Annotated in this window: 22 protein-coding genes and 1 pseudogene; 7 read left to right on the top strand and 16 right to left on the bottom strand. The window is 62.8% G+C overall.

Annotated elements, in window-relative coordinates:
• Window positions 1–7 precede the first annotated feature (7 nt).
• The 5 genes from ACF8FB_RS09395 to ACF8FB_RS09375 all read right to left on the bottom strand — a co-directional run bounded on the left by ACF8FB_RS09395 (window position 8) and on the right by ACF8FB_RS09375 (window position 4,002).
• Window positions 8–643 (bottom strand): DUF4136 domain-containing protein, encoded by a 636-nt coding sequence (locus ACF8FB_RS09395; protein WP_049587205.1) that lies wholly within the window; start codon window positions 641–643, stop codon window positions 8–10.
• Between the two features lie 22 nt (window positions 644–665).
• Window positions 666–1,415 (bottom strand): methyltransferase domain-containing protein, encoded by a 750-nt coding sequence (locus ACF8FB_RS09390; protein ID WP_104960723.1) that lies wholly within the window; start codon window positions 1,413–1,415, stop codon window positions 666–668.
• Window positions 1,412–1,717, bottom strand: a complete 306-nt coding sequence (locus ACF8FB_RS09385; protein WP_003255298.1) for a MazG-like family protein — start codon at window positions 1,715–1,717, stop codon at window positions 1,412–1,414. The genes ACF8FB_RS09390 and ACF8FB_RS09385 overlap by 4 nt, the downstream gene beginning before the upstream one ends.
• A gap of 78 nt (window positions 1,718–1,795) precedes the next feature.
• Window positions 1,796–2,647: a MaoC family dehydratase gene (locus tag ACF8FB_RS09380; RefSeq protein WP_392511248.1), complete on the bottom strand. Its 852-nt coding sequence runs from the start codon at window positions 2,645–2,647 to the stop codon at window positions 1,796–1,798.
• A gap of 2 nt (window positions 2,648–2,649) precedes the next feature.
• A complete protein-coding gene (locus ACF8FB_RS09375; protein ID WP_392509304.1) occupies window positions 2,650–4,002 on the bottom strand; it encodes a 3-oxoacyl-ACP reductase in 1,353 nt (450 codons plus the stop codon).
• A 117-nt stretch (window positions 4,003–4,119) separates the two neighbouring features.
• Here ACF8FB_RS09375 and ACF8FB_RS09370 point away from each other — a divergent pair, with 117 nt between their 5' ends.
• Together ACF8FB_RS09370 and ACF8FB_RS09365 are read left to right on the top strand one after the other, a co-directional pair.
• Window positions 4,120–5,397 carry an acetyl-CoA C-acetyltransferase gene (locus tag ACF8FB_RS09370; protein ID WP_014755214.1) on the top strand — a complete coding sequence of 426 codons (1,278 nt, stop codon included), beginning with the start codon at window positions 4,120–4,122 and terminating at the stop codon, window positions 5,395–5,397.
• Between the two features lie 89 nt (window positions 5,398–5,486).
• On the top strand, window positions 5,487–6,266 hold the full coding sequence (locus tag ACF8FB_RS09365; protein WP_392509303.1) for an AraC family transcriptional regulator: 780 nt from the start codon (window positions 5,487–5,489) through the stop codon (window positions 6,264–6,266).
• A gap of 65 nt (window positions 6,267–6,331) precedes the next feature.
• Here the strand turns inward: ACF8FB_RS09365 and ACF8FB_RS09360 are convergent, their stop codons facing one another.
• The 5 genes and pseudogenes from ACF8FB_RS09360 to ACF8FB_RS09340 all read right to left on the bottom strand — a co-directional run bounded on the left by ACF8FB_RS09360 (window position 6,332) and on the right by ACF8FB_RS09340 (window position 11,688).
• The gene (locus tag ACF8FB_RS09360; RefSeq protein WP_392509328.1) at window positions 6,332–7,060 is read right to left on the bottom strand and encodes a methyl-accepting chemotaxis protein; all 729 of its coding nucleotides are present in this window, start codon (window positions 7,058–7,060) and stop codon (window positions 6,332–6,334) included.
• Between the two features lie 129 nt (window positions 7,061–7,189).
• Window positions 7,190–8,077, bottom strand: a pseudogene (locus ACF8FB_RS09355) (cache domain-containing protein); the annotation flags it as partial.
• A gap of 365 nt (window positions 8,078–8,442) precedes the next feature.
• Entirely contained in the window at window positions 8,443–8,853 is a 411-nt protein-coding gene (cueR, locus tag ACF8FB_RS09350; protein WP_004576995.1) for a Cu(I)-responsive transcriptional regulator, read from the bottom strand.
• On the bottom strand, window positions 8,850–11,249 hold the full coding sequence (locus ACF8FB_RS09345) for a heavy metal translocating P-type ATPase (protein WP_392509302.1): 2,400 nt from the start codon (window positions 11,247–11,249) through the stop codon (window positions 8,850–8,852). The genes cueR and ACF8FB_RS09345 overlap by 4 nt, the downstream gene beginning before the upstream one ends.
• Window positions 11,250–11,301: 52 nt before the next feature.
• A complete protein-coding gene (locus ACF8FB_RS09340; protein ID WP_010951859.1) occupies window positions 11,302–11,688 on the bottom strand; it encodes a hypothetical protein in 387 nt (128 codons plus the stop codon).
• A 145-nt stretch (window positions 11,689–11,833) separates the two neighbouring features.
• Here ACF8FB_RS09340 and ACF8FB_RS09335 point away from each other — a divergent pair, with 145 nt between their 5' ends.
• Together ACF8FB_RS09335 and ACF8FB_RS09330 are read left to right on the top strand one after the other, a co-directional pair.
• Complete coding sequence (locus tag ACF8FB_RS09335) at window positions 11,834–12,031, top strand: heavy-metal-associated domain-containing protein (RefSeq protein WP_392509301.1); 198 nt, start codon at window positions 11,834–11,836, stop codon at window positions 12,029–12,031.
• A gap of 107 nt (window positions 12,032–12,138) precedes the next feature.
• Window positions 12,139–13,320, top strand: coding sequence for a multidrug effflux MFS transporter (locus ACF8FB_RS09330; RefSeq protein WP_003255285.1), 1,182 nt, complete (start codon window positions 12,139–12,141; stop codon window positions 13,318–13,320).
• On the opposite strand, the gene ACF8FB_RS09325 is transcribed toward ACF8FB_RS09330, so the two are convergent.
• On the bottom strand, window positions 13,271–13,468 hold the full coding sequence (locus ACF8FB_RS09325; protein ID WP_003255284.1) for a hypothetical protein: 198 nt from the start codon (window positions 13,466–13,468) through the stop codon (window positions 13,271–13,273). The genes ACF8FB_RS09330 and ACF8FB_RS09325 overlap by 50 nt on opposite strands.
• A gap of 489 nt (window positions 13,469–13,957) precedes the next feature.
• On the opposite strand from ACF8FB_RS09325, the gene ACF8FB_RS09320 reads away from it, so the two are divergent.
• Complete coding sequence (locus ACF8FB_RS09320) at window positions 13,958–14,671, top strand: transcriptional regulator (RefSeq protein WP_392511247.1); 714 nt, start codon at window positions 13,958–13,960, stop codon at window positions 14,669–14,671.
• A 20-nt stretch (window positions 14,672–14,691) separates the two neighbouring features.
• Here the strand turns inward: ACF8FB_RS09320 and ACF8FB_RS09315 are convergent, their stop codons facing one another.
• From ACF8FB_RS09315 to ACF8FB_RS09295, 5 genes are all read right to left on the bottom strand, one after another.
• Entirely contained in the window at window positions 14,692–15,639 is a 948-nt protein-coding gene (locus ACF8FB_RS09315; protein WP_010951862.1) for an adenosine deaminase, read from the bottom strand.
• An 86-nt stretch (window positions 15,640–15,725) separates the two neighbouring features.
• Window positions 15,726–16,412, bottom strand: a complete 687-nt coding sequence (locus tag ACF8FB_RS09310) for an SDR family oxidoreductase (protein WP_020190046.1) — start codon at window positions 16,410–16,412, stop codon at window positions 15,726–15,728.
• Between the two features lie 368 nt (window positions 16,413–16,780).
• Window positions 16,781–17,365 (bottom strand): YigZ family protein, encoded by a 585-nt coding sequence (locus ACF8FB_RS09305; RefSeq protein ID WP_010951864.1) that lies wholly within the window; start codon window positions 17,363–17,365, stop codon window positions 16,781–16,783.
• A 9-nt stretch (window positions 17,366–17,374) separates the two neighbouring features.
• Window positions 17,375–18,037 (bottom strand): TetR/AcrR family transcriptional regulator, encoded by a 663-nt coding sequence (locus ACF8FB_RS09300; protein WP_012051106.1) that lies wholly within the window; start codon window positions 18,035–18,037, stop codon window positions 17,375–17,377.
• Window positions 18,038–18,127: 90 nt separating this feature from the next.
• Window positions 18,128–19,045: a LysR family transcriptional regulator gene (locus ACF8FB_RS09295; RefSeq protein ID WP_392511246.1), complete on the bottom strand. Its 918-nt coding sequence runs from the start codon at window positions 19,043–19,045 to the stop codon at window positions 18,128–18,130.
• A 118-nt stretch (window positions 19,046–19,163) separates the two neighbouring features.
• Here ACF8FB_RS09295 and ACF8FB_RS09290 point away from each other — a divergent pair, with 118 nt between their 5' ends.
• Both ACF8FB_RS09290 and ACF8FB_RS09285 read left to right on the top strand, forming a co-directional pair.
• Window positions 19,164–20,510, top strand: coding sequence for an aspartate aminotransferase family protein (locus tag ACF8FB_RS09290; protein ID WP_392511245.1), 1,347 nt, complete (start codon window positions 19,164–19,166; stop codon window positions 20,508–20,510).
• Between the two features lie 73 nt (window positions 20,511–20,583).
• Window positions 20,584–22,077, top strand: coding sequence for a CoA-acylating methylmalonate-semialdehyde dehydrogenase (locus ACF8FB_RS09285; protein ID WP_003255276.1), 1,494 nt, complete (start codon window positions 20,584–20,586; stop codon window positions 22,075–22,077).
• Window positions 22,078–22,714 lie beyond the last annotated feature (637 nt).

Raw genomic sequence — 22,714 nt, 5'->3', positions numbered from 1 at the left:
TTAGCTATTAACTGGGAGGATAGCCGCTGAGTGCCTTGTGCACAGAGTCGCGCAAGGCACTTTCGCGTTCGCGGGGCGAGTCCTTGTTGCTGCTGCTTTCGGCACTGGCGCTCCAGACCGGCTGGCCGCTGCGGGCGTCGTACAGGTCGATGCGCACCACCAGGACTTCGACCTCGTAGGTACGCACGATGGGCACGCTGGCATAGCCTCCATAACCGTGGCGGTAGCCGCCATAGCCGACACCTCCATAGGGGTACGGCCCGTAGTAGGGGTCGTAGGTGTCGTAGTCACGCACTTGGCGCAAGCGTTTTTCCAGGCGCATATCGGCGCTCACCAGCAAGTCGCCAGGGCCTGCGCGAGAGGGGCGCAGGCCATGCTGGTCGAGCGCACCGCTGACGGCATCGGCCAGTTGCGCCGGGTCGGCATCGACAGTGCCGCTGGGCAACTGGCCGTTGCGCCAGCTCCAGCTGCGGTAGTGCCCATAATCACGAGCGGGCGCAGGGTAAGCACTGGCGTCGAAGGTGGTGGCCGCCTGGGCGGGGGCCGGTGGTAACGGGCGGCTGCTGGCCACATACGGGTTGCTGCCCTGGCAGCCAGCCAGGGCAATGGGCAGCAGGGCCAGGCACAACAGACGGTACGGCATGTGTTTCTCCCGGCGCGGCGGATTAGCGGGGGCGGCAAACCCAGTGCAGGTAGCGGCCAAGCCCGGCGAAGGTGGGGTGGCGACGGTGGGCCAGTTCCATTTCCAGCAGGTCGAGCAGCTCGGCCTTGCCCTGGAATTCCTTGGGCATATAGTCGTGAAACACCCGCACGCCGCTTTCGCTTTCAACCAGCCACATAGGCTCAAGTTGCGCCTTGAGTTCGCGTGGATCAAGCGGTTTCTGAGGGGTCAGGCTCTGCTTTTCACCTTCCAGCCGGTTGCTGCGCAACTTGCGGAAATGGCCCTTGAGCAGGTTGCGATAGACCAGGGCGTCGCGGTTGTAGAAGGCCAGCGATAACCAGCCGTCGGGGGCCGTGAGCTGATGCAGCACCGGCAGGATGCTCTCGGGTTCGGCCAGCCATTCGAGCACGGCGTGGCAGAGCACCAGGTCGTAGCGCTCGGTCAGTTGGCCGAGGAGGTCTTGCCAGGGCGCCTGGATGAAAGTCGCGGTCTGGCCGGCTTCGGCAAAGCGTGCCCTGGCGCCGTCGAGCATGGGCGCCGCAGGTTCGGCCAGGGTCAGCTGGTGGCCGCGCTCGGCCAGCCACAAGGCCATGTGGCCCAACCCGGCGCCGATGTCGAGGATGCGTAGCGGGCGGTCGGGTAGCGCTTCGGCCAGGTCGGCCTGCAGCACGGCCAGGCGGATCGCACCCTTGGCGCCGCCATAGATCTTTTCGGCAAAGCGGGTGGCCAGCTCATCGAAATGACGGTCGTTCATCGGGCGAAGCGCCTCTCGCTGTCGGCCAGCTTGGCACGCACCACCTGGTCCATGTCCAGACCCAGTTCGCTGCACAGCAGCAACAGGTAGAGCACCACGTCACCGATCTCCTGGCCGGCGTGGGCGAGTTTGTCGGCAGGCAGCTGGCGCGATTCGTCCTCGCTCAGCCACTGGAAGATTTCTACCAGTTCGGCCATTTCGACGCTGGCGGCCATGGCCAGGTTCTTCGGGCTGTGGAAGCCGCGCCAGTCATTGGTATCGCGGATCTGATGCAGGCGTTGGGTGAGTTCTTGCAGGTTCATCGGGGGTCTCCTATTGCTGCATAGCTTCTGCCCAGGCCCGATGCAAAGCAAGCGTATACCGCCAGGACAGGCCCGGCCCTACAGGCTCTCCCAACGGCCGACCATATGCAGCACGTCCCCGTGCCCGTCCAGGCGCAGTTGGCCCGAAGGGCCCGCTTCACTGGCACTGAGCACCACCTCGGAAGGCAACCTCACCGGCTTGCGGAAGTCCACCTCAAAGGCATAGCCACTGTGCGGCAAGTGCCCGCGCAGCGCGGCCAAGGCCATGGCCTTGGTCCACATGCCATGGGCAATGGCCGTGGGAAAGCCGAACAACCGCGCACTGACGGCACTGAGGTGGATAGGGTTGTAATCCCCGCACACCTTGGCATAACGCCGGCCGATATCACTGTCGGCGTACCAGCGGGTGGCCTCGGCCAACGGATCAGGCTCAGGGTCGGCGGGCTCACTTGCCTCGCCTTCCAGGGCCAAGCCACGCACCAACATGCGGCTGGTTTCGCGCCAGAGCAGGCCGATACCATCTTCAGCCTCGGTGACCAGGTCGAAGGTGCCACCTTTGGCATGGCGCTGCAGGTTGTGCGTGTACACCGCAAAGCGCAGTCCTTCGACAGCACCAAGCGGGCGCAGCACTTCGATGCGGTTGTGCAGGTGTACCAGGCCAAGCAGCGGGAAGGGGAAATCATCGGCCGTCATCAGCTGCAATTGCAGGGCGAACGCCATCACATGTGGATAGGTCCCCGGCAGGCGGCCATCATCGGGAAAGTGGCAAAGCCTTCGATAGGCACCCAGATTGCCCGGTTGGACCCGCATGAAACAGCGCAGGCCATCGTCCGGCAGGCGGTCGCCGCTGATGGAGCGTTTGCTGGCTGCGCGCAGGTACAGGCTGGCGCGGGCGGCAGGGTTGTGCAGGTCGTGCCATTGTCGGCTCATGTTCAAGCCCCCATCAGTGCCTGGCCGCACACCCGCAGCACCTGGCCGTTGACCGACCCGGAGCCTGGCTGGCTGAGCCACGCAATGGCTTCGGCGACATCCTGCGGGCTCCCCCCCTGGCCCAGTGAACTCAGGCGCCGGCCCGCCTCGCGCAGGCCCATGGGCATGGCTGCAGTCATGTGGGTTTCGATGAAACCGGGAGCGATGGCGTTGATGCTGCCACCGCGCTCGGCGAGCCGTGGCGCCCAGGCCTGGGCCAAACCGATCAGCCCGGCCTTGCTCGCGGCATAGTTGGCCTGCCCGCGGTTGCCGGCAATGCCGCTGACCGAGGCCAGCAGGGTGATGCGCGCGTTTTCCCCCAGCGCACCGTTGTCATACAACGCCTGGGTGAGCACTTGCGGTGCCTTGAGGTTCACGGCCAGCACGGCGTCCCAGTATTCCGGCGTCATGTTGACCAGCGTCTTGTCGCGGGTGATACCGGCGTTGTGCACCACGATATCGATGCCGTCGGGCAGGGCCGCGAGCAGTTGCGTTGCCGCATCGCTCGCGCATATGTCCAGTGGCAGTGCCTTGCCGCCGAGGCGTGCAGCGAGGGCGTCGAGGTCCTGGCTGGCCTGCGGTACATCCAGCAGCAGTACATCGGCGCCGTCCCGTGCCAAGGTTTCCGCAATGGCGGCGCCGATACCGCGCGCAGCCCCCGTGACCAGCGCACGGCGGCCGCCGAGTGGGCGGGTCCAGTCCTCCACCTGGCTGGTGCAGGCTTGCAGGCGCAGTACCTGGCCAGAGATGAAGGCACTCTTTGGCGAGAGGAAGAAGCGCAGGGCGCCTTCCAGCTGATCTTCGGCACCGGGGGCGACATACAGCAGCTGGGCAGTCGCGCCATTGCGCAGTTCCTTGGCCAGTGAGCGGCTGAAGCCCTCAAGGGCACGCTGTGCAACGCTGGCCAGTGGGTCGTCGAGGCCTTCCGGTGCACGGCCCAGCACCAGTACATGGGCGCATGGGGCCAGGCTGCGTAACAGCGGCTGGAAAAATTCACGCAACTGCTTCAGTGCATCGCTGTCGGACAAGTGACTGGCATCGAATACCACGGCCTTGATTTTCGGCCCCAGGCCGGCCACCCAGGCTTCAGCCTGCAGGTTGTCGGCATTGAAGCTGTATACCTCGTCCGTGAGGCGCGGGGCGATGGCTTCGACCTGCTTCGCCAGTGGCCCGCCACCCAGTACCAGGGCACCTTCCACCGGCCGCAGGCGGCCAGCCTGCCAGCGCTCCAGTGGCGCCGGGCGTGGCAGGCCAAGGGCATCCACGAGGCGGCGGCCGAGATTGGAGTTGGCAAAACCGAGGTAGCGATCGCTCATGAGGGGTCTCCCGAAAGGCAAGCTTGAAAGTGTGGACCAACTTTGCGGCAGGGTCGTTCGAATGCGGTAAAAACACCTAGGCTGTACCGAACAAATTGTTTCAGGAGGAACACGCGCATGCGTTCAACTCGCCGGGTCGCGATCCTGGGCGGCAACCGGATCCCTTTCGCCCGCTCCAATGGCGCCTACGCTACGGCCAGCAACCAGGCGATGCTCACGGCCGCGCTTGAAGGCTTGATCGAACGCTATCGCCTGCACGGGCTGCGGTTGGGCGAGGTGGTGGCCGGTGCCGTGCTCAAGCACTCGCGCGACATGAACCTGACCCGCGAGTGCGTGTTGGGTTCGCGCCTGTCACCGCAGACCCCGGCCTATGACATCCAGCAGGCCTGCGGTACCGGGCTGGAGGCTGCACTGCTGGTGGCCAACAAGATTGCCCTGGGGCAGATCGACTGCGGTATTGCCGGCGGTGTCGATAGCACCTCCGATGCGCCGATCGCCGTCAACGAAGGCTTGCGCCATATATTGCTGCAGGCCAACCGTGGCAAAAGCCTTGGCGAACGGTTAAAGCCCTTCCTCAAGCTGCGGCCTCATCACCTGAAACCCGAGCTGCCACGCAATAGCGAGCCGCGTACGGGGTTGTCGATGGGCGAGCATTGCGAGCGCATGGCCCACACCTGGCGCGTTGGCCGCGCCGAGCAGGACGAATTGGCGCTGCTTAGCCACCAGAAGCTGGCTGCGGCCTATGCCGAGGGTTGGCAGGACGACCTGTTGACGCCGTTTCTTTCGCTGGCACGGGACAACAACCTGCGCCCCGACCTGAGTCTTGAACAGTTGGCCAGACTCAAACCAGCCTTTGACCGCAGCGGGCAGGGCACGTTGACGGCGGGTAATTCCACGCCGTTGACCGATGGTGCTTCGCTGGTGCTGTTGGGCAGCGAGGCGTGGGCGCAGCAGCAGGGGTTGCAGGTGCTTGCCTATCTGGTCGATGGCGAAACCGCTGCGGTGGATTTTGTCACGGGGCGCGAAGGGTTGTTGATGGCGCCGGTGTATGCCGTGCCGCGCTTGCTGGCACGCAATGGCCTGACGCTGCAGGACTTTGACTACTACGAAATCCACGAAGCCTTTGCTGCCCAGGTGCTGTGCACGCTCAAGGCCTGGGAAGATGCCGATTACTGCCGTGAGCGGTTGGGCCTGGAGGCGCCGCTGGGCGCGATCGACCGCAGCAAACTCAATGTGAAGGGCAGTTCGCTGGCGGCCGGGCACCCGTTTGCGGCAACCGGTGGGCGGATATTGGCCCACCTGGCCAAGCTGCTGGCGACGGCGGGTAAGGGGCGCGGGCTGATTTCGATCTGTGCGGCAGGCGGGCAGGGGGTGACCGTTATCGTCGAGCGCTGAAGCACCTCGAGGGTAACTGCAGAGGCGGTGAGTGCCTCGATCATGATCCAGCTGTTAGGCTTGTCTGGTCAGAACTACAAGAACATACCATGCCGATCATCGGACACCCCCGCGCTATCCCCGCGCTGGAACACCTGCCCAGACCGCTCTACGCCCGTGCCGAAAGCCTTGGCGCCGGTTCGTGGACTACCCGCCACCAGCACGACTGGGTGCAGTTCTCCTACGCCATCAGCGGTGTACTTGGCGTGTACACACGCGACGGCAGTTACTTCGCCCCACCGCAGTGGGGGGTGTGGATCCCTGCCGATGCCGAGCATGAAGTGGTCACCTCGATGCAAGCCGAGATGCGCAGCCTGTATGTGCGCCGCGATGCCTGCCCATGGGCGCCGGAACAATGCCGAGTGCTGGAAGTCACGCCGCTGGCGCGCGAGCTGATCAAGCAGTTCTGCCTGTTCCCGGCAGATTACCCAGAGGACGACAGCGCCGAATCGCGTCTGGTGGCAGTGCTGCTCGATCAGTTGCGCACCTTGCCGGAAGTCGGTTTTTCGCTGCCGTTGCCCCGCCACCCTGGTTTGCTGGCGCTGTGCAATGGCTTGATCGCTGCACCAGACCAGCCGCAGACCTTGCAGCAATGGGCGCGGGAGCTGGGGTGTTCGGAGAAGACACTGATGCGGCTGTTTCAACGGGAGACCGGCTTGAGCTTTCGTAATTGGCGCCAGCGCATGCGGTTGTTGTCGTCGCTGGCGTTGCTGGAGGCGGGGGAGACTGTGACCGAGGCGGCGCTGGGGTGTGGGTATGACTCCACGTCGGCCTACATTGCGGCGTTCAAGCAGCTGTTTGGCGCGACACCGGGGGAATTGAAGCTCTGATTTTCGGTTGCCTGTGCCGGCCCTTTCGCGGGGTTATCCGCGAAAGGGCCGGCACAGGCCATACGTCAGGTGCGGAACCTGCGCACCAGCGTATCCAGCTCATTGGACAGCCCGGCCAGGCTCTCGGAGTCCTGGCGCGCCGCCTGGGCCAGCTCGGCCACCAACTGCGCATCCCCGTGAATCTGGCTGATGTGCCGGTTGATGTCCTCAGCCACCTGATGCTGTTCTTCGGCTGCCGTGGCGATCTGGGTGTTCATGTCGCGGATCACATCCACCGACTCACGGATCTGCCCGAAGCTGTCGCGGGCCAGACCAATGCGGCTCACCGACTGCTGCGACACTTCCAGGCTGGCGTGCATCTGCTCGGCCACTTCGGCGGTACGGCTGGCCAGGTTGCCCAGCAAACCGTCGATTTCAGCGGTGGAGTCGGCAGTACGCTTGGCCAGCGCCCGTACTTCGTCGGCCACCACGGCAAAGCCGCGGCCCTGCTCACCGGCACGGGCCGCTTCGATGGCGGCGTTCAGGGCCAGCAGGTTGGTTTGTTCGGCAATCGAACGGATGGTGCCGAGGATCGACTGAATGGCGTTGCTGTCACGCTCCAGTTGCTGGATCGACTGGGCCGATTGCTCGATCTCCTGGCTCAGGCGATCAACGCTGTGTACCGCTGCATCGATCTGTTGCTGCCCTTCGCGGGCCTGCTGCTGGCCGTTGTCGGCCGACTGCGCCGCCTGGCTGCAGGACCGTGCCACTTCATTGGCGGTGGCGACCATTTCGTGGAATGCAGTGGAAACCATATCCACGGCTTCGCGCTGGCGGCCGGCCGCCTCGGCCATGTCGCTGGAGACGCGGGTCGAGCTGCTGGACGTGCTGAGGATCTTGCTGGCAGCAGTGCCGATGTGCTGGATCAGGCTGCGAATGGCACCGAGGAACTGGTTGAACCAGTTGGCCAGTTGCGCGGTTTCGTCGCGGCCGCGGATTTCCAGGTTGCGGGTCAGGTCACCCTCACCTTGGGCAATGTCTTCCAGGCCATTGGTGACGCTGTTGATCGGGCGCACGATCAGTTTGGCGAAGGCCGCACCGACCACCGCGAACAGCGCGGCCAACACCACAGCGATGACACCGATCAGCCAGGTGAGCCGGGTGGTGGTCTGCATCACTTCGCTTTGTTCGATCAGGCCGATGAAGGTCCAGCCCAGCTGCTGGTCGGGGTAGACGTTGGCCATGTAGTGCACGCCATTGAGTTCGACCTCGACCAGGCCTTTGCCGGCTTTGGCCAGCTTGGCGTAACCGTCGCCAAAGCTTCCCAGCTGCTTGAAGTTGTGGGCGGCGTCGCGCGGGTCGACCATCACGTTGCCGTTGCTTTCCACCAGCATCAGGTAGCCGCTCTCGCCCAGTTTGATCTGCTTGACGATCTCGGTCAGGCCCTTGAGCGACACGTCGATGTTGACCACGCCGCCGGGGTTGCCCAGCTGGTTGGCCACGGTGCGCACGGTGCTGACCAGCACCGCATCGTCGGCGGCCCAGTAGTAGGCGCCGGTACGCATCGTCTTGCCAGGGTTGGCCATGGCAAGTTGGTACCAGGGGCGCGTGCGTGGGTCATAATTGACAAACTTCTGGCCGGCCGGCCAGCCGGTGTAGCCGCCGTCATTCACCCCGTAGGACAGGTAGGCGTAGGCGGGATGTGAGTTGGCCAGGCGAGTCATGAAGTCGAGAATTTTGCTGGCCTGCTCGCCCAGTTCGTAGGACGGGGTTGCGCTCATGTACTTGTTCAGCTCGCTGCCCGTGGCGGCAACCATTGGCTGGGAAGCCATGTACTCGACGTTCTGGTTGATCCCCTGGAAGAAGATGTTCATCGCATTGCTGACCTGGCGGATTTCCCGGCTGCTGCTGTCGAGGAATCCGTCGCGGGCTTCGCCGCGCAGGTTGATGACCACCAGGGTGGCCACCAGAACGATGGGCAAGCCGGCGATGACCGCGAATGCCCAGGTCAATTTCTGTTTGATGCTCATCGACGCTCCCGGAATTTTTGTTTTCGACACACGAGGCAGGTAGCAACTGCATCGGCAGCATCCGGGTTTTATGAAGCCAAAACGCCCGTATTTATTGGATAAAGTCGTGGTTGGTGACTATTCGGTCGTGTTTGGACATTTATGGCATGCCAAAGGCGCGTGGCAGCTCAGTGACAGCAGCTACCTGCAGCGCCATTGGCCAGGTCTTTGAGGATCGGGCAGTCCGGGCGGTCGTCACCCTGACAGTGCGAAACCAGCTCGCCGAGGGTGTCGCGCAGGCTCACCAGCTCCTCGATGCGCCGGTTCAGTTCATCGATGTGGTGCATGGCCAGCGCCTTCACATCGGCGCTGGCACGTTGGCGGTCCTGCCACAAGGTCAGCAACTTGCCGACCTCCTCGAGGGAAAAGCCCAGGTCGCGGGAGCGCTTGATGAAGGCCAGGTTGTGCAAGTCTTGCGCCTGGTACAGGCGGTAGCCGCTGTCGCTGCGAGTGGCGGGTTTGAGCAGGCCGATGGATTCGTAGTAACGGATCATCTTGGTGCTGAGCCCGCTGCGGCGGGCGGCCTGGCCGATGTTCATGGCGCCTCCTGGGTGCTGCTGGTGGGTTTCCACGTTTTAAGCCACAGTGCATTGCTGACGACGCTGACACTGGACAGGGCCATGGCGGCTCCTGCCAGTACCGGGTTGAGGTAACCCAGCGCGGCGAGCGGAATGCCGATCAGGTTGTAGATGAAGGCCCAGAACAGGTTCTGGCGGATCTTCGCGTAGGTCTTGCGGCTGATTTCCAGCGCGGCGGGCACCAGGCGCGGGTCGCCACGCATCAGGGTGATGCCGGCGGCCTGCATGGCCACGTCGGTACCGCCACCCATGGCAATGCCGATGTCGGCCGCGGCCAGCGCCGGTGCATCGTTGATACCATCGCCAACCATGGCGACCACTCCTTCCTGCTTGAGCGCGGCCACGGTCGCGGCCTTGTCGGCCGGTAGCACTTCGGCATGCACATCGTCGATGCCCAGGGCCTCGGCAACCACGTTGGCGCTGCCACGGTTGTCACCGGTCAGCAGGTGGCTGCTGATGTGTTGGGCGTGAAGGGTTTCGATGGCCTGCGCAGCGCCAGGCTTGAGGCTGTCACCAAAGGCGAACAGGCCCACCACTCTCGGTTGCTTGCCGCGCTCGATCAGCCACGACAGTGTGCGCCCTTCAGCTTCCCAGGCCTGGGCCTGGGCGGCCAACTCGCCGGGCTGCAGACCGCTTTCGTCAAGCAGTCGGCGGTTGCCCAGCGCCAGTTCACGGCCTTCAACGCGACCGGCAATGCCGCGCCCGGTCAGCGACTGGCTGTCGGCAACGGTTGGCACGTCCAGCCCTTGCTCTGCACAGGCCACCAGCACCGCCTTGGCCAGCGGGTGTTCACTCCCACGCTGCAGGGCGCCGGCCAGGCGGTAAAGGTCGGCGCTGTTGCCGTCCAGCGCCTGGCTGTGAACCACCTGCGGGCTGCCGGAGGTGAGGGTGCCGGTTTTGTCGAACACTACGCGGTTGACCGCATGGGCACGCTCCAGGGCTTCGGCATCCTTGATCAGGATGCCGTGGCGGGCGGCGACCCCGGTACCGGCCATGATCGCGGCGGGCGTGGCCAGGCCGAGGGCGCAGGGGCAGGCGATGACCAGCACGGCGACGGCGTTGATCAGCGCGGTTTCCAGCGGTACCCCAGCCAGCCACCAGCCAATCAGGGTGATCAGCGCCAGTACCAGCACGGCCGGGACGAACACCTGGCTGACACGGTCGACCAGCTTCTGGATCGGCGCTTTGGCGGCCTGGGCGTCTTCCACCAGGCGGATGATGCGCGCCAGCACGGTCTCGGTGCCCAGCGCCTGGGTACGCACCAGCAGCCGGCCTTCGCCATTGATGGCGCCACCGGTGACGCTGTCGCCGGGTTGCTTGGGCACTGGCAGGCTCTCGCCGCTGATCAGGGCCTCATCGGCATGGCTGCTGCCGTCTTCGACCACGCCGTCGACCGGGAAGCGTTCGCCGGGCTTGACCAGTACCAGGTCGCCCACGCGCAAGTGGGCGATGGCCACGTCCTCTTCCACGCCGTCGACCACGCGCAAGGCGCGTTCCGGGCGCAGGGCTTCGAGGGCTCGGATGGCACTGGCGGTCTGGCGTTTGGCGCGGCTTTCCAGGTACTTGCCCAGCAATACCAGGGCAATCACCACGGCTGAGGCTTCGAAGTACAGGTGCGGGGCCATGCCGGCGGGAGCCTGTGCCCATTGGTACAGGCTCAGGCCATAACCAGCGCTGGTGCCCAGGGCCACCAGCAGGTCCATGTTGCCGGCGCCGGCGCGCACGGCCTTCCAGGCTGCAATGTAGAAGCGGGCACCGAGAATGAACTGCACGGGTGTGGCCAGCAGGAACTGCGCCCAGGCGGGTAGCATCCAGTGCAAGCCGAACGGTTGTACCAGCATGGGTAATACCAGCGGCAGGGCCAACAGCAAGGCTGCACCGACTGCCAGGCGCTCGTTGCGCAGGCGGCGCTGGACAGCGCTTTGGTCGTCCTTGGTCGATTGCGGCAGGCTGGCGCTGTAGCCTGCCTTTTGCACAGCGTCGATCAGCAGGTTGTCATCAAGCGCGGCAAGCACTTCGAGGTGCGCGCGTTCGCTGGCCAAGTTGACGCTGACCTGCTCGACTCCGGCCAATTTGCCCAGGGCGCGCTCTACTCGGCCGACACAACTGGCGCAGGTCATGCCGCCTATCTGCAGTTCGAGGGTGCGGGTTGGTACCCCGTAACCGGCCTCGCGCACGGCTTCGACCAAGGCTGGCAGGCTGGCAGGCGGGGCCAGAACCCGAGCTTTTTCAGTGGTGAGGTTTACGCTGACCTGTTCAGCGCCGGTGACCTTGCGCAGGGCGCGCTCGACCCGGCCAGCACAGCTGGCGCAGGTCATGCCGGAGATCGGCAGGTCGTATATGGTGGATGCGGGCATGGCTCTCCTCCTTGGACAGGCCTCCAGCATCAACCTTGCCACGCAGGCAAGGTCAATAGCCCAGGTCGGCTCGTTTCAACTCCAGCCCATATTGCCCCATGGCGATGCGGTATTTGTTGATCTGGCCCGCCTGCAGATTCAAACGTGTGCTGCGCTGGTCCTCTATACCTGGGGCGCAACCCGGCATTTGCCCAGGCAGCAGGCGCAGGCGCACATCCACCGTGCCAGGCGGCAGGTTGAACGAGGTGGACTGCTCCTGGAAAACGCGCCCGGAAAGCTGGTCGTTGAGGTACACGCCGATTTCGCAACTGGTGGCCACTTCCAGGCGCTCCCGGGAAATGATCAGTACGCTGTAGGCCGAGTTGCCCTCGGCGAATGCCGGTGGCACCACAGCCAGCGCGCCCAAGAGCCCGACAACGCCCAATGCTGCCCTGAACATGAAAAATCTCCTGCTTGCCTGATCGTCAAAGGCGCAGCTTGGCCGACGCGGACGCGGATTTCCACCCCGGGTGTTGCAGGCAGGGCTTGACCTTGCCCTGATGGCAAGCTTGAGACTTGTGAAAAACCTGAAGGAGGTAACCCCCATGCAAGTGTTCAATGTACAAGGCATGACCTGCGGCCATTGCGTGAAAGCCGTGACCCGCGCGGTGCAGGAGCGGGATGCGGCGGCCAGGGTGGAAGTTGATCTGGCAGACAAACAGGTGCGTGTGCAGAGCGAGTTGGCGCAGGAGCAGATCCTCACTGCGATTCGGGATGAGGGGTATCAGGCCGAACTCGCCTGAAGACCTGATTGCTCCCTCCGGGGCTAACAGTGTTGCAAATCTTTTCACATTGACAGGGTCCACAGCAGGTAGAATCAGTCACTTGCTTAGCCTGCTATGGATTCCTGATGAACCTGCGAATGGTGCTCATCCTGGGCGCACTCAGTGCGTTCGGGCCCTTGGCGATCGACTTTTACCTGCCAGCCTTCCCGGCCATGGCGCAAGCGTTCGCCACCGATGAAAAACACGTCCAGGCCACGTTGGCCGCCTACTTCCTGGGCCTGTCTATCGGGCAGTTGGCCTATGGGCCGGTTGCCGACCGCTTTGGCCGACGCAAACCGCTGATGTTCGGCGTTACGCTGTTCACCTTGGCATCACTGGCCTGTGCCTACGCCCCCAACCTCGATACCTTGGTAGTGGCGCGTTTCATCCAGGCACTGGGTGGTTGTGCCGGCATGGTGCTTTCGCGGGCCATCGTCAGCGACAAGTGCGACCCGGTAGCTTCCGCCAAAGTGTTTTCGCAACTGATGCTGGTCATGGGCTTGGCGCCGATCCTGGCACCGATGTTGGGTGGGGTGCTGGTGAACCTGGCCGGCTGGCAGTCGATCTTCCTTGCGCTGAGCCTGTTCAGTGCTGGCTGCCTGCTTGCGGTAAGCCTGGGCCTGCCGGAAAGCCTGCCCGAGCATATACCCCGCCAACCGCTGTCTGGCGCTTTACGCCAGTACCTGCGGCTGCTGGCTGACCGGGTTTTCCTCGGCCATGCCCTGACCGGCGGTATCGCCATTGCCGGCATGTTCGCCTATATCGCCGGTTCACCTTTCGTGTTCATCAAACTGTATGGCGTGCCCGCTGAGCACTACGGCTGGCTGTTCGGTACCAACGCCGCAGGTTTTATTCTGGTGGCGCAGGTGAACGCCCGCCTGCTGGCCAAACGCGGGCCGGCCTTCCTGCTGGGCCGTGCGGTGTGGCTGTATCTGGTTGCGGGCCTGGTGCTGCTGGGCGTGGCGGCGTTGCGCCCTGCGCAATTGTGGCCGCTACTGGTGCCGCTGTTCATCTGTATCGCCAGCCTTGGTTGCATCATTCCCAATGCTTCGGCCTGCGCCATGAGTGGACAGGGCGCGCGTGCCGGCAGCGCCTCGGCACTGATGGGCTGCGTGCAGTTCAGCGTAGCTGCGGGTGCTGCGGCGCTGGTCGGGCTACTGCATGATGGCAGTGCGGTGCCCATGGCAATCGTGATCAGCCTGTGCGGGGCGCTGGTGGTCAGTGTTGCGCTGTTGACCCGGCGTTTGCAGGCCAAGGCTCCCGCATAAGCGGGTGAGGTGCCTGCAGCCGGGTTTCCAGCGTGGCGACGAAGGCGCGCGCCTCAGCCTCGCTGCGAAAACTGACCACATGCTGATCGAGCTGGACTTGCCAAGGGCAGGCGGGGTTTCGGCTCGACGCACTTACGATAATTTTCATCGCGGCATACCTCCAGGAAGGGGAGCCGCTCAAGTGTAGCGCTGGCCCGCCAGCCTGCCATGACACGGCTTCAGCCTCCTGACTGACGGTAAGTGTGTGCATTTCACTGGCGGTGCTTCCTACTTTGGGCGCAATGCCTGCAAACCCGCAGAACCTTCGCTTTGTTTCGCGCTATTTGTGGAAGGTTGCTGTGGGCCACATCTGAAATGGCTGCAAGTTTGTTTTCATCAAGATGTTTCAGCGCATTTGTGTGGGCGTACCGGTGCCTTGTTTGACTTGGTTCCGGGGCGTTTTCGAAGCCGCTTCGCTGCTTGCAATGGGTAGGCATACCCAGTGGTTTTTCGTCATGAGTACGACGGCACCTGGTCGTCTGACCGGCGTTTTTCTGCGGCTTATACTGGCGAGCCAGGCCAGTGCCAGCGAGAGGCGCTTCCCTGGCAGGGTTGGCCATCGCATCCCCACCGTGAACTTGCAGGGAGTTACAAGGACATGAACGCAGCCAGCAGTATCAGCCAAATTGCCAGCCTGATGGCCGACCCCAAGCGCAGTGCCATGTTGTGGGCATTGATCGATGGCACACCACGGTTGGCCAATGAGCTCGCGATAATGACTGGCCTGACTTCATCGTCCGCCTGCGCACACCTTTCGCTGCTGTCGTCGGCCGGTTTGCTCAGGCATGAAGCCAGGGGCCGCAAACGTTACTTCTGCCTGGCTACCCCTCAGGTCGGAGCAGCGGTAGAGGCCTTGGCCAGCGTACAGCTGGATAGCGCCAGGGGAAAGCGTGCCGAAGCGCCGGTATCGTCGCTGCCGCTATCAATGCGCCGGGCGCGCCGTTGTGGCGATCACCTGGGTGGGGAGTTGGCCAGTGAGCTGTACCATCGCATGGTGGTGGCTGGCTGGTTGGAAGGCAGCGGACGGCACTTGAGGGTCAGTGACGAGGGGCGGGCGCAGTTGGCCTTGGTCGGGGTGTACATCGATGCCCTGGCGCCACACCAGCAACGAGGTTGCGTGATCTGCCGCTGCACCGAATGGAATGACCAGGGCCCGCATCTGGGTGGCGTACTGGGCCAGGCCTTGTTCAGGTTGTTCCTGCAATCTGGCTGGATGCGTGAGTTGGAGGACTCGCGGGCACTGCATATTTCGGCGCTGGGTATCCAGCAGATCAATCGCATAGCCCGCGTGGCGACGTTGCAGGTCGGTTGAGCGCAACGTCGTCATGCTACTCAAACCAGCCGTGCGTCCAGGCTGTTCTGCGCCAGGCGACGTGCCTGGTCTTCGGTCATGCCCAAGTGGGTATGCAGAGCGTGGAAGTTCTCCGTGACGTAGCCACCGAAGTAGGCCGGGTCGTCCGAGTTGACCGTGACTTTCACACCACGCTCGAGCATGTCGAGGATGTTGTGCTGGCTCATGTGGTCGAACACGCAGAGCTTGGTGTTGGAAAGCGGGCACACCGTGAGCGGGATCTGCTCGTCGATGATGCGCTGCATCAGGCGCTCGTCCTCGATGGCGCGCACGCCATGGTCGATACGTTTGATCTTCAGCAGGTCGAGGGCTTCCCAGATGTACTCAGGCGGGCCTTCTTCGCCAGCATGGGCAACGGCGACGAAGCCTTCGCTACGGGCGCGGTCGAACACCCGCTGGAACTTGCTGGGTGGGTGGCCCATCTCCGAGCTGTCCAGGCCTACGGCAATGAACGCATCGCGGAACGGCAATGCCTGATCGAGCGTCTTTTGCGCTTCATCCTCGCTGAGGTGGCGCAGGAAGCTGAGGATCAGGCCGCTGCTGATGCCCAGTTGTTCGCGGCCATCCTTGAGCGCCTGGCTGATGCCGTTGAGCACCACTTCGAAAGCAATGCCGCGGTCGGTGTGGGTCTGCGGGTCGAAGAAGGGTTCGGTGTGGATCACGTTCTGGGCCTTGCAGCGTTGCAGATAGGCCCAGGTCAGGTCGTAGAAGTCCTGCTCGGTGCGCAGCACGTCGGCGCCCTGGTAATACAGGTCGAGGAACTCCTGCAGGTTGTTGAAGGCATAGGCACCGCGCAAGGTCTCCACATCGGCCCAGGGCAAGGCGATCTTGTTGCGCTCGGCCAGGGCGAACAGCAACTCGGGCTCCAGCGAGCCTTCCAGGTGCAGGTGCAGTTCGGCCTTGGGCAGGGCGTTCAACCAGTCATACATAGTGGTTCATCTCAATCAGGTACGGTTGCGGCCATTCTACAGGGGCCGGCCGGGCAATGCGCCCAGCCGGGCTGCGACCTGGTGAATCACCAGACCAAGGGTTCGCCCTTGTAGTTGATGAAACGCAGGCCGCCCTTGCCGCTCTGAGCCTTGATCTGTTCGATCATGCCGCGGGTGCTGGTGAGCACATCGATATCGGCGTTTTCGCCACCCATGTCGGTTTTCACCCAGCCCGGGTGCATGGCCAGCACGCACAGGTCCGGGCGCTGCTGCTCAACGAAGAAGCTGTTGATCATCGAGTTCAGTGCCGCCTTGCTGGCCTTGTACAGGCAGATTTCGCCACCGTCGGGGATGGTGACGCTTCCCAGGATCGAGCTCATGAAGGCCAGCACACCACTGCCTTCGCGTATTTGACCCACCAGGCGGCGAGCCACGCGTATCGGCGCCACGGCGTTGGTCATGAACAGATCGCCAATGTCGCTGTTGTGTACTGCCTCCAGGTCTTGCGGCAGGGGGCCCATGACCCCGGCGTTGACGAATATCAGGTCGAACACCTGGCCTTGCAGGCGTTGCTGCAGGCTGTCGAGCTGAACGGTGTCGTTCATTTCCAGCTGCTCGATGTGCACGCCGGGGACGTTCGCCAGGCCGCCGGGCTGCTGCGGGTTACGGACGGTTGCAGTGATGTGCCAGCCGTCTTCGTGCAGGCGTTGTACCAAACCCAGGCCAAGCCCGCGCGAGGCGCCGATGATGAGGGCAGTTCTTGAATTAGCCATAGGAACATTCCTTTATCGGTGTAGGAGAAAGGAATTGAGCATACGTCACGGCGAATACGCGTGCCTGGTTTGCGTCTGGTTAAAAAATGGTCAGTTTTGTCTGGGCCTTGCGGTGCCGGGCGCTTCGCCCGTTGGCGCACGGGTTATCCACAAGCTGGTCCACAGTTATTGTGTGCAAGGTGAGCAAGAGGGGTGCGGCTTGGATGGGCGGTTCGCTGGGGATAAGTCGCGCACATTCAGCAGTTTACGACTGTCATCAAATAGTGATCAAAATATGATCAAAGCTCTGGGGGCCTTGAAATCACTAGGCTGCAAGAGAATGCCCCAAGCTTATCCACAGGCAGGCCCACAGTTGTTGTGGGCAATGTTCAGCGTGCTTCGAGCAAAATACGCCCGCGGCTCAAGTCCGCCAGTTGCTGCTGCAATGGCGCCAGGTGGGCGTCACCGAGGGCGATCACCAGGTCCACACCATTGGCGGTGAACTGTTCGTCCAGGACCAGGCCGTCAACCTCGGCCAGACGCAACTTCACCAGCGCCAGTTCGCTGAAACTGCAACTGCAGCTGAAATGGCTGCGCTGCACCAGCAGGCGTTTGGGCGCCTGTTGCAGGCACTTGTTGGCGCCGCCGCCATAGGCCCTGGCCAGGCCGCCGGTACCCAGCTGGATGCCGCCGTACCAACGGATCACCAGCACCACCACCTGGTCGCAGTCCTGCGCTTCGATGGCCGCCAGGATCGGCCGCCCTGCGGTGCCGCCGGGTTCGCCGTCGTCACTGCTGCGGTACTGCGCGCCGAGTTTCCAGGCCCAGCAGTTGTGGGTAGCGGCCAGGTCGCTGTGACGTTCGATGAAACTCATCGCTTCGGCGGCGCTGCTGATCGGCCCGGCGAGGGTGATGAAGCGGCTTTTGCGGATTTCCTCGCGGTATTCGCAGAGGTCGAGCAGGGTAGAAGGCATAAAGGACAGTCAGGCAGCCGGCGTGATGCCGCAGCCCTTCAGAATGATGTGGATAAGGTTGTTGCTCGCGTCTTCCATGTCCTGCTTGGTCAGGCGGCTGCGGCCAGTCACCTGGCAAATCTGGGTGGCGAAGTCAGCGTAGTGCTGGGTGCTGCCCCAGAGCAGGAAGATCAGGTGTACGGGGTCGACCGGGTCCATCTTGCCTGCTTCGATCCAGGCCTGGAATACCGCAGCACGGCCTCGGAACCATTCGCGGTAGTCGGCACTGAAGTATTCGGTCAGGCAGGTGCCACCGCTGATCACTTCCATGGCGAAAATGCGCGAAGCTTGCGGGTTGCGCCGGGAGAACTCCATCTTGGTGCGGATGTACTGGCTCAGGGCTTCACCGGGGTCGTCATCGACGCTCAAGGCGTTGAAGGTGCTGTCCCACAACTCGATGATGTTGCTGAGCACGGCGATGTACAGGCCCAGCTTGTTGGTGAAGTAGTAATGCAGGTTAGCCTTGGGCAACCCCGCCTTGAGGGCGATGGTGTTCATGCTGGTGCCCTTGAAACCATGGCGGGCGAATTCATCTTCGGCGGCCTGGATAATGGCCTGTTCGTTCTTCTGGCGGATACGGCCCGCGGGCTTGCCCGAGGCGGAGAGGCGATGCGCAGGGACTTCTAGGGTCATGGACGATTCCGTACGGTGCAGTGGCTGCGGCTGTGGGACAAGATTACCTGCCTGTGCCGAAGTGACAAGCGTTTGCGGCACAGACAGGCATCAACGTGTCGCAGCCAGGCTTTCGAGGAAGCTTTCCAACACCAGGTTGGGGCGCCGGCCTTTGCGGGTAACCCAGCTCAGGCTCAGGTCATAAAAACGCTCCTTGGGTTTGAGCGCACGCAAACGGCCTTGCTGCACCCAGAACATGGCGTAGTGGTCGGGCAGGTAGCCGATATAGCGCCCGGTAAGGATGAGAAACGCCATGCCCTCGCGGTCAGAAGCACTGGCTGTGCAATTCAGCGCCTGGTATTGCGCCTGGATGTCGGCCGGCAGGCGGAAGGTGGGGGTGATGGCTTCCTGGCTGTTGAGGCGCTCGTCGTCTATCTGCTGGTCGTCGGCGTAGAACAGCGGGTGGCCAACCGCGCAGTACAGCAGCGAGCGTTCGCTGTACAACGGTTGATACTCAAGCCCCGATAACGGGCTGGTCTGTGGTACGACGCCAACGTGCAGGCTGCCGTCGAGCACGCCGTGCTCGACCTGGCTGGGGGCGATCATGCGGATCTGGATGCGCACATCAGGGCCCCGATCCTTGAGTTCCGCCAGGGCATGGGTGATACGCATGTGCGGCAGGGTCACCAGGTTGTCGGTCAGGCCGATGTTCAGCTCGCCGCGCAAATGCTGGTGCAGGCCGTTGACCTCGGTGCGGAAGGTTTCCAGCGCGCTGAGCAGTTGCAGGGCTGAATGGTAGACCTCGCGGCCTTCCTCCGTCAGCGAGAAACCGGCGCGGCCGCGCTGACACAGGCGCAGGCCGAGGCGTTGCTCGAGGTCGTTCATCTGCTGGCTGATGGCCGAGCGACCAATGCCCAGTACGTTTTCGGCAGCCGAGAAGCCACCGCACTCGACGACGCTGCGATAGATCTTCAGCAGGCGGATGTCGAAATCGCTGACTTGGGCGAGTGGATCGGGGCGTCGGCTCATTAGTTTAGTCACGGCCTGTCTGAAGGTTAGAAATGTAGGCTTTTTCAGACTCTATCGCCGTGCCAATTTAGCTGCAACAACATCCATCGTTGCCTAATCGTCTTCCGAGGAACCGCCGATGAACATGCCCGAAACTGGTCCTGCCGGTATCGCCAGCCAGCTCAAGCTGGACGCCCACTGGATGCCCTACACCGCCAACCGTAACTTCCAGCGCGACCCACGCCTGATCGTGGCGGCCGAAGGCAACTACCTGGTCGATGACCACGGGCGCAAGATCTTCGACGCCCTGTCCGGCCTGTGGACCTGCGGCGCAGGGCACACTCGCAAGGAAATCGCTGACGCGGTGACCCGTCAACTGAGTACGCTGGACTACTCCCCAGCGTTCCAGTTCGGCCACCCGCTGTCGTTCCAGCTGGCGGAAAAGATCGCCGAGCTGGTTCCGGGCAATCTGAATCACGTCTTCTATACCAACTCCGGTTCCGAGTGCGCCGATACCGCACTGAAGATGGTGCGTGCCTACTGGCGCCTGAAAGGCCAGGCAACCAAGACCAAGATCATCGGCCGTGCCCGTGGTTACCATGGCGTGAACATCGCCGGTACCAGCCTGGGTGGCGTCAACGGTAACCGCAAGATGTTTGGCCAGCTGCTGGACGTCGACCACCTGCCTCACACTGTATTGCCGGTGAACGCCTTCTCGAAAGGCTTGCCGGAAGAGGGCGGTATCGCGCTGGCTGACGAAATGCTCAAGCTGATCGAGCTGCACGATGCCTCCAACATCGCAGCAGTCATCGTCGAGCCGCTGGCCGGTTCGGCCGGTGTGCTGCCGCCGCCAAAGGGTTACCTGAAGCGCCTGCGTGAAATCTGCACCCAGCACAACATTCTGCTGATCTTCGACGAAGTGATCACAGGCTTCGGCCGCATGGGCGCGATGACCGGCTCGGAAGCCTTCGGCGTTACCCCGGACCTGATGTGCATCGCCAAGCAGGTGACCAACGGCGCCATCCCGATGGGCGCAGTGATTGCCAGCAGCGAGATCTACCAGACCTTCATGAACCAGCCGACCCCGGAATACGCCGTGGAATTCCCACACGGCTACACCTATTCGGCGCACCCGGTAGCCTGTGCCGCCGGTATCGCCGCGCTGGACCTGCTGCAGAAGGAAAACCTGGTGCAGTCCGCGGCTGAACTGGCGCCGCATTTCGAGAAGCTGCTGCACGGCGTGAAGGGCACCAAGAATATCGTCGATATCCGTAACTACGGCCTGGCCGGCGCCATCCAGATCGCCGCCCGTGACGGTGATGCCATTGTTCGCCCATACGAAGCGGCCATGAAGCTGTGGAAAGCGGGCTTCTATGTACGCTTTGGTGGCGACACCCTGCAGTTCGGCCCAACCTTCAATACCAAGCCGCAGGAACTGGACCGCTTGTTCGATGCTGTTGGCGAAACCCTGAACCTGATCGACTGATCTTTCCGATATTGATGCCAGGCGTATGCCCGCAGCGCGCGCCTGGCTCTCCTTTGTTTATCTGGAGTTTTGCATGAGCATTGTTCAGCACCTGATTCACGGCGAACTGGTTACCAAGGGTGAGCGCACCGCCGATGTCTTCAACCCGTCCACTGGCCAGGCCGTTCGCAAGGTCGAACTGGCCAGCCGCGCAACCGTGCAGGAAGCGATCGACTCGGCCAAGGCAGCCTTCCCGGCCTGGCGCAACACCCCTCCGGCCAAGCGCGCCCAGGTGATGTTCCGCTTCAAGCAACTGCTGGAGCAGAACGAAGCCAAGATTTCGCAGATGATCAGCGAAGAGCACGGCAAGACCCTGGAAGATGCCGCCGGTGAACTGAAGCGTGGTATCGAGAACGTCGAGTTCGCGTGTGCAGCCCCAGAAGTGCTGAAGGGCGAGTACAGCCGCAACGTCGGTCCGAACATCGACGCCTGGTCCGACTTCCAGCCGCTGGGCGTGGTTGCCGGTATCACCCCATTCAACTTCCCGGCCATGGTGCCGCTGTGGATGTACCCGCTGGCCATCGCCTGTGGCAACGCATTCATCCTCAAGCCTTCCGAGCGTGACCCGAGCTCGACCCTGTACATTGCCCAGTTGCTGCTGGAAGCCGGCCTGCCGAAGGGCATCCTCAACGTCGTGCACGGTGACAAGGAAGCGGTGGATGCGCTGATCGAAGCGCCGGAAGTCAAAGCACTGAGCTTCGTGGGCTCGACCCCGATCGCCGAGTACATCTATGCCGAAGGCACCAAGCGTGGCAAGCGTGTACAAGCCCTGGGTGGCGCGAAGAACCATGCGGTGCTGATGCCGGATGCCGACCTGGACAACGCAGTCAGTGCACTGATGGGCGCGGCTTACGGTTCGTGTGGCGAGCGTTGCATGGCCATTTCGGTAGCCGTGTGCGTGGGCGACCAAGTGGCCGATGCCCTGATTGCCAAGCTGGAGCCACAGATCAAGGCGCTGAAGATTGGTGCCGGCACCTCGTGCGGCCTGGACATGGGCCCGCTGGTGACTGCGGCAGCGCGTGACAAGGTCGTGGGTTACATCGATGACGGTGTTGCTGCTGGTGCCAAGCTGGTGGTGGATGGCCGTGGCTTCCGTGTGGCGGGTAATGAAGATGGCTACTTTGTAGGTGGCACCCTGTTCGACAAGGTGACCCCGGAGATGCGTATCTATAAAGAGGAGATCTTTGGCCCGGTACTGTGCGTGGTTCGGGTGAATAGCCTGGAGCAGGCCATGCAGCTGATCAACGATCACGAGTATGGCAACGGCACCTGCATCTTTACCCGTGACGGTGAAGCGGCCCGTCTGTTCTGCGACGAGATCGAAGTGGGTATGGTGGGTGTGAACGTACCGCTGCCGGTGCCGGTGGCCTACCACAGCTTCGGTGGCTGGAAGCGTTCGCTGTTTGGTGACCTGCATGCCTATGGCCCGGATGGTGTGCGCTTCTATACCCGTCGCAAGGCCATTACCCAGCGTTGGCCGCAGCGGGCCAGCCATGAAGCGTCGCAGTTTGCATTCCCTAGCCTGTAAGGGAAGTAGATGAAGCGGGGAGGCCGTCAGGCCTCCCCGCTTTGTTTTTGGGGGTTGGTTGTTGCTGTTGGGGAGGAACTGTTTTGAGAGGGTGTTGGCTGTGAGATGTGTCCGCCACAACCCTTGCAGTGCCTGTGAGATCGAGCGCCGCCCGCGCGGCGCATCGCGAGCAAGCTCGCTCCTACATTTGTTTCGGGCCAGTCCCTCCTGTGCCTGGCGCGCGCGACCGCCTTGTTTGTTCGACGCGATATCGAGACAGGCACCAAAGCGTTCGCGCGCGAATCTCACAGGCATAATTGGCCCGAAACAAATGTAGGAGCGAGCTTGCTCGCGATGCGCCGCGCGGGCGGCGCTCGGTCTCACAGGCGCCAAATGCGTTGTGGCGAACACCTGGTAGCCTTGATACGGTCTTTTCCCCTATATTTCACTTTATTGAAATTAAAGGTTGACGCCCTCTCGAATCCCCTTATAATGCGCCCCACTTCCAGCGACATCGGAACGAAAAACTCCTTGAAATTCAACGAGTTAAGTAGTGAAGGCAAAGGCTGAAAGGGCTACGATCAAATGATCGAAAGCGGTTGAGATGATGGTTGACAGCGTTTCCAAGTGCTGTATGATTCGCCTCCCGCTACGAGAG

It is taken from the genome of Pseudomonas sp. yb_2 (assembly GCF_043103905.1).
Lineage (GTDB): Bacteria > Pseudomonadota > Gammaproteobacteria > Pseudomonadales > Pseudomonadaceae > Aquipseudomonas > Aquipseudomonas alloputida.
This window is presented reverse-complemented; position numbering and strand designations above follow the sequence as displayed.